Below are 7,145 nucleotides of genomic sequence, written 5' to 3'. Positions count from 1 at the left end.
CGTCCGAGGGGGCGCCGCCCGGGGCGGGCGCGGCTCAGCCGCGTTCGACGTCGACCTCCGTCAGCCGGGCGAAGCGCTCGGGGTCGGTGCGCCGGATCCGCCGGGCGACCAGGTAGCCGACCAGTGCCACGAGCGGCAGCGGGATCAGCAGGAGCGCGTTCACCACGCCCGAAGCCCCGGTCAGCAGGCTGAAGTTGAAGACGGCGAGCACCGTCAGCAGGGCCAGGCCGGCGGCCGCCAGCAGCGGCGCCCAGACCACCCGGAAGGCCGACATGCCGCGCCGGTCGCGCCGGAAGAACGCCCAGACCGCCACCGCCGCCAGCGCCTGCATCGCCATGATGCCGAGCACGCCCACGCTGTTGGACCAGAGCAGCACCACCAGGTAGGGGTCGGCGGCCAGCACCGCGCCCAGCAGGATCACCAGGGCGTTGAAGCCGCTCTGCACCAGGACGGCGGGGCCGGGCGAGCCGGAGCGCTCCGAGATCCGGCCGAGCCGGCGGGGCAGCAGGCCCTCGCGGCCGAGCGCGTAGAGGTAGCGGGCCGCCGCGTTGTGGAAGGCCAGGGCCGAGGCGAAGGCGCTGACCACGATCAGGACATGCATCGAGTCGGAGAGCCAGAGGCCGACGAAGCGCTCGGCGGCGGTGAAGGTGAGGTCCGGCCCGTCGGCGGCGCGGGCGGCCGCGACGGCGGCGTCGGTGCCGTACGCGCCCATCACGATCCAGGTGCCGAGGGCGTAGAAGAGGGCGAGGAAACCGATCGCGATGAAGGTCGCCCGGGGCACCGTGCGGCGCGGGTCGCGGGCCTCCTCGGCGTAGATCGCGGTCGCCTCGAAGCCGGTGAAGGCACCGATGACCAGCACGAACATCCCGGCGACGCCGCCCTGGGTGAGCAACGAGGGGTCGAAGGAGACCGGGTCGAGGGCGGCCGTGCCGCGCTCGGCGAGCACCCCGCCCTCCATCACCAGCAGCGACAGCACCTCCAGGACCAGCGCCACGCCGAGCACCTTGGCGCTGAGCGTCACCTTCAGCCAGCCGAGGACGCCGACCACCACCACGCAGACGCCGGACAGCAGCCACCAGGGCACGTGCGCACCGGTGCGCTGCTCGATGTGCCCGGCCGCGAAGTAGCCGAACGCGGCGGCCACGCCGGGGGTGATGAGGTTGTAGCAGACCACCGCGACGTAGGCGGTGATCACGCCGAGGGTGCGGCCGAGGCCGCGTGCGACGTAGGCGTAGAAGGCGCCCGCGTTGCGCACGTAGAGGCTCATCGCGGTGAACCCGGCGGCGAACAGCACGAGCAGCGCGCCCGAGATCAGGTAGGCGGCGGGGGCCGAGGCGCCGCCGACGCCGATGGCGAACGGCGCGATGCCCGCGAGGACGGTCAGCGGCGCGGCGGCGGCGACCACGAAGAAGACCAGGTCGGTGGTGCCGATCCGGCCGCCCACGAGACGGCCGGGCGCGGACGCGTCGGCGGCGCGGGAGGTGGGGGCGGCGGTGGCGGTGGCGGCGGAGGCGGGCCGGGTTCTTTCCGCGGAGGAGTTCACGGTGGGGGGCGTCCTTCCAACAGGGGTGGGGCAGGGGGCCGGGGGTGGGGCCCCGGCGGACCGCGCGGGGCGTCAGCGGGTGCGGTCCAGCACGACCCGGCCGCCGTGCAGGACGAGCAGCCGTTCGGGGTGGGCGGCGACCGCCTCGGGGACGGAGCCGGCGGCGACCGCCACCAGGTCGGCCCGGGCACCAGGCGTCAGGCCGTGGTCGGCGAGGCCGAGGGCGGCGGCGGCGTGCGAGGTCACCAGGTCGGCGGCGAGCCGCAGGTCGCCGTCGGTCATCAGCTCGCCCTGGAGGCCGATGATGGTGGCGCGTTCGAGCATGTCGCCGGTGCCGTAGGGCCACCAGGCGTCGCGGATGTTGTCGGAGCCGGCGAACACCCGCACGCCGAACTCGTGCAGCAGCTTGACCGGCGGCATCGACCGGCTCGGGCCGTTGGTCATGATCGCCACCCCGGCGTCCGCCAGCTTCCGTGCGGTGCCGAGGAGTTCGTCGAGGCCGAGGTCGCCCAGCGCGTACGCGTGGCTGACCGCGACCCGGCCGCCGAGGCCCAGGGCCGCGGTGCGGTCGGCGATGTCGCGCAGCTGGGAGGCGCCGACCGGGCCGCCGTCGTGGAGGTGGATGTCCACCCCGGCGCCGTGGCGCCCGGCGAGGCCGAAGACGACGTCGAGCTGGCCGTCGACGTCGCCGTCGAACCCGGCCGGGTCGAGGCCGCCGATCAGCTCGGCGCCCTCGCGAAGGGCCGCGTCCAGCAGGTCCGCGACGCCGGGAGCGATGACCACGCCGCTCTGCGGGAAGGCGACCAGCTGCACGCCGATGACGTCGCGGACGCGCTCGCGCACCTCCAGCAGGGCGTGCAGGTGGTCGAGGCCGGTGTCCGGGTCGACGTCGACGTGCGAGCGGACGTGGCCCGTGCCGAGCGCCGCCATCCGCCGGGCCAGCGCCTCGGCGCGCTCCGCGACGGGGGCGCGGCGGGCGACCTCGCGGCGCTGGACGCGCTCGGAGGCGATCTGGGTGCGCAGGTCCGCGGTGGGGCGGTGCGGCTGCCAGGGCGCGCCGAGGAAGGTCTTGTCCAGGTGGGCGTGGCCGTCGACCAGAGCGGGCAGCAGCAGCGCGCCGCCCAGGGAGACGGCCGAGGGGGCGCCGCCGCCGGCGTCCGGCCGCCGGGCGGCCACCGGGGTCAGGGCGGCGATCCGGCCGTCGGCGAGGTGGACGTCGGCCGTGCTGCCGTCGGGCAGCGTGGCGTCGAGCAGGAGGTCGGGGGTGATCACATGAGCGTCCAGGATTCGGGGGCCGCGGGGCCGCGGACCGGGCGGGGGCCTCAAGCTATCTGGTATACCGAATACCAAACAAGGGGTATCGGCCGCCGATCTGAAATGATCTGGGCAGCCCCGACGACCAGGCGCAGCCCCCACCCGACTGGAGCCTCCGATGACCGATACGCCCGGCGACGCCCACCAGTCGCTCCGGGACCTCGTCTACGTCCGGCTGCGCGAGCGGATCATCGAGGGCGAGTACCCCGCCGGCCGCCGCCTGGTCGAACGCGAGCTGGCCGAGACGATGGGCGTCTCCCGCGTCCCCGTGCGCGAGGCCGTCCAGCGCCTGGAGAGCGAGGGCTTCCTCACCGTCCAGGCCCGCAAGGGCGCGGTGGTCGCCGGGTTCGGACCGGCCGACGCCGAGCACTTCTTCGCCGTCCGGGAGTCCCTGGAGGCCCTCGCCGCCAGCCTCGCCGCCCAGCACGCCACCCCCGCCGGGCTGAAGAACCTCGAACGCATCCTCGCCCGCACCCGCCGCGCCGCCGAGGCCGGCCGGCTGCGCGAGACCGTCGGCCTGAACGCCGACTTCCACCGGGCGATCGTCGAACTCTCCGGCAACCCCCTGCTCCAGGAGATGATGGCCCCGCTCGACGGGCGGCTGCGCCGGCTGTTCCGCCTCACGTCGGGGCCCGAGAGCAGCACGCCGATGTGCACCGAGCACGAGCAGTTGCTCGCCGCCCTCCGCGCCCGCGACCCCGAGGCCGCCGCCGACCTCGCCCGCCGCCACGTCGCCGGCACCCGCGCCTTCGCGCTCACCGCCCTGGGGAGCTGAGCCGGGCGGGGGCCGCCGGGCTCCCAGGGTTCTGGGATGGGCAGCGGCACCGCCGGTCAGCAGAATTGGCGTAGACCACTGGAACCCCCACCGCCGGGCCCCGGTCCAGGCCCGCGCCCGGCCGACCGGAGGCACGCATGCTGCGAAGACTCACCTGGCTCCTCGCCCTCCCGGCCCTCGTCCTCGCCCTGGTGACAGGTGTCGCGGTGGGCCCGGCGAACGCCGCCTACGAGCACGAATTCCTCCAGGGCTACGGGCAGTTGATCCCGGTTCCCGCGCCCGTCACGCCACCCGCCAAGTGCACCGCCCGCCAGCTGCACCTGAACCCCGGCACCTACGCCTGGACCCTCAGCACCCCGGGCGGCTTCGCCCCCAGCGAGGACATCCAGGTCCAGGACGGCACCTACGAGTGGACCCTCTGCGTGTTCCCGCGGGCCGTCATGTGGGGCGCGTACACCGAGCTCAGCAAGGTGGGCGGCGGGGCGTACTGGCACAAGGAGACCTCGTTCGACGTCTCCTTCCCGTACACCTACTCCTGGGAGTCCATGCTCTACAACTGGGGACCCCTCCGGTGAGGGCGCGCACGCTCGCCCGGCTGCTCGCCCTGCCGGCCCTCGCCCTGACCCTGGTGGCCGGCCCGGCCGTCACCCCCGCCTCCGCCGTCACCGAGCACGAGTTCCTCACCGGCTACGGGCAGGTGGGGTCGCTGCCCGCCCCCGTGACCCCGCCCGAGAACTGCGTGTACCGGTCGCTGCACCTGGACGCCGGCACCTACTCCTGGACCCTCAACAGCCCGGGCGGCAGCGCACCCGCCGACGACATCAAGGTGCAGGACGGCACCTACGACTGGAGGCTCTGCGTCTACCCGCTCTCCCTCGTCTACCTCATCTACACCAAGATCACGGCCCCCGGGCAGATCGACGGCTTCAAGAAGGAGACCACCTTCTCGACCTCCTTCCTGCACACCGCCACCTGGGGCTCCACGCTCTACCGCTGGGGTCCGCTGTAGGGCGGCCCGTCATGCCGACGTCCCCCGGCCGGCCGGGGGACGTCGGCGCGCGCCGGCCGCCCGTCAGCCCTGACTGTCGGACGGAGCATCGGAGGGGGCGTTGGACGGAGCGTTCGACGGAGCGTTCGACGGAGCGTTCGACGGAGCGTTGGACGGGGCGCCGGAACGCGCGTGGGAGGGAGCGTTGGACGGAGCACCGGAGCGGGTGCCGGACGGGGTGCCGGACGGCGAGCCCGTGGCGTTCGGGTCGGTCCGCGGCGCCGGATCGGGGATGTCCGCCATCGGCAGGGACTGCTTCGGAGCGCCGCGCAGCGCCTGGTTCATGGCGTCCCGCCAGATCGGGCCGGGGCCGTCGGCACCGAACACCTCGGTGCGGCGCTTCCCGTTGATGGTGATGTTGCGCATCTCCACCCCGCCGTCGGGGCCGCCGAGCCAGACCGCGGTGGCCAGCTGCGGGGTGTAGCCGGTGAACCAGGCGGCCTTCTTCTTGTCCGAGGTGCCGGTCTTGCCCGCGATCTGCCGGTCGCCCTCCAGGTGGAGCGCCGCACCGGTGCCGCCGCTCTCGGTCACCCCGTTCAGGATGGTGTTCAGTACCCGGGCCGTGCTCTCGGAGAACGCCGTGTCGCAGCGGGCGGGCGGGATGGCGACGTCCTTGCCGTCGATGGTGCTGATGCCGGTGATCGCGACCGGGGCGCAGTACGTGCCGCCGGCGGCGAAGGCCGCGTAGACGCCGGCCATGGTCAGCGGGCTCACCTCCTCGACGCCCAGGGCCATCGAGGGGACCTCGTCCAGCGGCTTGCCGCTGGCCCGGGCGGTGATGCCGAGCTTGTTGGACATCTGCTTGACCGCGCAGAGGCCGATCTCCTTCTCCATCTGCACGAAGTAGGTGTTGACCGAGAGCGCCATCGCCTGCTTCAGCTGGTACGGCCCCTCCTCGCTCGCGGACTCGTTGGGCACCGCGACCTTGGGCTTGCCGGTGTTCCTCCAGGTGCCCTCGCAGGTCTTCATGTCCGGGTAGTCCATCTTGTTCGGGGACGAGTACTCCTGCGTCGGCGGCAGCCCCGCCTCCATCGCCGCGGCCGCGACGACCGGCTTGAAGGTGGAACCGGGCTGGAAGCCGTTGCCGCCGCCCATCGCCGCGTCGACGCTGAGGTTGACGACGGTCTGGTTCCTGGCCCGGTCGATCCCGTACGGCCGGGTCTGGGCCATCGCGACGATCTTGCCGGTGCCCGGCTCGACCATGGTCGCGGCGGCCGAGACGCTGTCGGTGACCCGCACGTTGGAGCTCACCGCGTTCTGGGCGGCCGCCTGCTTCTCCGGGTCGAGGGTGGTGCGGATGTTCAGACCGCCCTGGTCCCAGAACTTCTTGCGCTCGGCCGCGTTGGCGCCGAACACCGGGTCCTGCTTGACCACCTGCCGGACGTAGTCGCAGAAGAAGCCCATGCCCGCCTGGGCGACGATGCAGCCGTTCTGCGGGTCCTTGTACGCCAGGCCCAGCGGGGCGGCCTTGGCCTCCGCGGCCTGGGCCTCGGTGATGTGCTTGTTCTCCAGCAGCTTGTCGATCACGACGTTGCGGCGGTTCACCGCGGCCTGCGGGTGCGCCTTCGGGTCGTACTTCGACGGGTTCTGCACCAGGCCGGCCAGGGTGGCGGCCTCGGCTATGGTGAGGTCCTTGTTGGACTTGCTGAAGTAGCGCTGGGACGCGGCCTCCACCCCGTAGGCGCCGTTGCCGAAGAACGTGATGTTGAGGTAGTTGGTGAGGATCTGGTCCTTGGTCAGCTCCTCCTCCAGCCTGATCGCGACCTTCAGCTCCTGGATCTTGCGGCCCAGGGTCTTGCGCATGGCCTCCTGGACGGCCGCCTTGTCGTCGCCGGCCTTCTCGACGTTGACGTTCTTCACGTACTGCTGGGTCAGCGTCGAGGCGCCCTCGGCGGCGGTGCCGCTCTCCGCGTTCTTGCTGATCGCGCGGAGCACGCCCTTGAGGTCGACGGCGCCGTGCTCGTAGAAGCGGGCGTCCTCGATGTCGACCTGGGCCTGCCGCATGTACGGCGACATCTGTTCGGCGGTGATCACGGTGCGGTCGCGCTCGTAGAGCCTGGCGATCAGCCCGCCCTTGGCGTCGAAGATCTGCGTCACCTGGGAGAGCGGCGGGGTCTTGAAGTCGTCCGGGATGTCGTCGAACCCCTCCGCCGTGTTCTTGGCGGTCAGCCCGAGCGCGCCGACGGCGGGCAGCGCCATGCCGGCCAGCAGCGCACCGGACACCACGCTCACGCCGAGGAAGGTCGCACCGTGGCGGACGAAGCGGACCGGCGACTTCCGGGTGGGCCCGGATCCTTCGTCGTCGGACGGTTCCGCTGTCGGGAGAAGATTCGATTCCATACTTCCTTGATGTCCTGAGGGCCGCGAATCGTTGCGCACGGCGGCGGATTTCCGCGCCGGTTCGGGCCGGAACGGCCCGAACGGGCACCGCCGGGGGCAACCCTGCCGCTCGCCCCGGCGGACCG

6 protein-coding genes are annotated in these 7,145 nt (G+C 73.0%); 3 read left to right on the top strand and 3 right to left on the bottom strand.

The window, feature by feature from the left end; translation table 11 throughout:
- Window positions 1-34 precede the first annotated feature (34 nt).
- The gene (locus ACFXAM_RS21590) at window positions 35-1,543 is read right to left on the bottom strand and encodes an APC family permease (protein ID WP_380293576.1); all 1,509 of its coding nucleotides are present in this window, start codon (window positions 1,541-1,543) and stop codon (window positions 35-37) included.
- A gap of 72 nt (window positions 1,544-1,615) precedes the next feature.
- Window positions 1,616-2,815 carry an amidohydrolase gene (locus ACFXAM_RS21585; protein ID WP_380293574.1) on the bottom strand — a complete coding sequence of 400 codons (1,200 nt, stop codon included), beginning with the start codon at window positions 2,813-2,815 and terminating at the stop codon, window positions 1,616-1,618.
- A 160-nt stretch (window positions 2,816-2,975) separates the two neighbouring features.
- Here ACFXAM_RS21585 and ACFXAM_RS21580 point away from each other — a divergent pair, with 160 nt between their 5' ends.
- The 3 genes from ACFXAM_RS21580 to ACFXAM_RS21570 all read left to right on the top strand — a co-directional run bounded on the left by ACFXAM_RS21580 (window position 2,976) and on the right by ACFXAM_RS21570 (window position 4,641).
- Window positions 2,976-3,632: a GntR family transcriptional regulator gene (locus ACFXAM_RS21580; RefSeq protein ID WP_380293572.1), complete on the top strand. Its 657-nt coding sequence runs from the start codon at window positions 2,976-2,978 to the stop codon at window positions 3,630-3,632.
- A gap of 137 nt (window positions 3,633-3,769) precedes the next feature.
- Window positions 3,770-4,207: a hypothetical protein gene (locus ACFXAM_RS21575; RefSeq protein WP_380293570.1), complete on the top strand. Its 438-nt coding sequence runs from the start codon at window positions 3,770-3,772 to the stop codon at window positions 4,205-4,207.
- On the top strand, window positions 4,204-4,641 hold the full coding sequence (locus ACFXAM_RS21570) for a hypothetical protein (RefSeq protein ID WP_380293568.1): 438 nt from the start codon (window positions 4,204-4,206) through the stop codon (window positions 4,639-4,641). Before ACFXAM_RS21575 ends, ACFXAM_RS21570 begins: the two co-directional genes overlap by 4 nt.
- A gap of 63 nt (window positions 4,642-4,704) precedes the next feature.
- Here ACFXAM_RS21570 and ACFXAM_RS21565 read toward each other — a convergent pair whose 3' ends face one another.
- Window positions 4,705-6,912, bottom strand: a complete 2,208-nt coding sequence (locus tag ACFXAM_RS21565) for a transglycosylase domain-containing protein (protein ID WP_380293566.1) — start codon at window positions 6,910-6,912, stop codon at window positions 4,705-4,707.
- Between the last annotated feature and the right edge of the window lie 233 nt (window positions 6,913-7,145).

This window comes from Kitasatospora sp. NPDC059462, from assembly GCF_042749955.1.
In the GTDB taxonomy this organism is placed as follows: domain Bacteria; phylum Actinomycetota; class Actinomycetes; order Streptomycetales; family Streptomycetaceae; genus Kitasatospora.
This window is presented reverse-complemented; position numbering and strand designations above follow the sequence as displayed.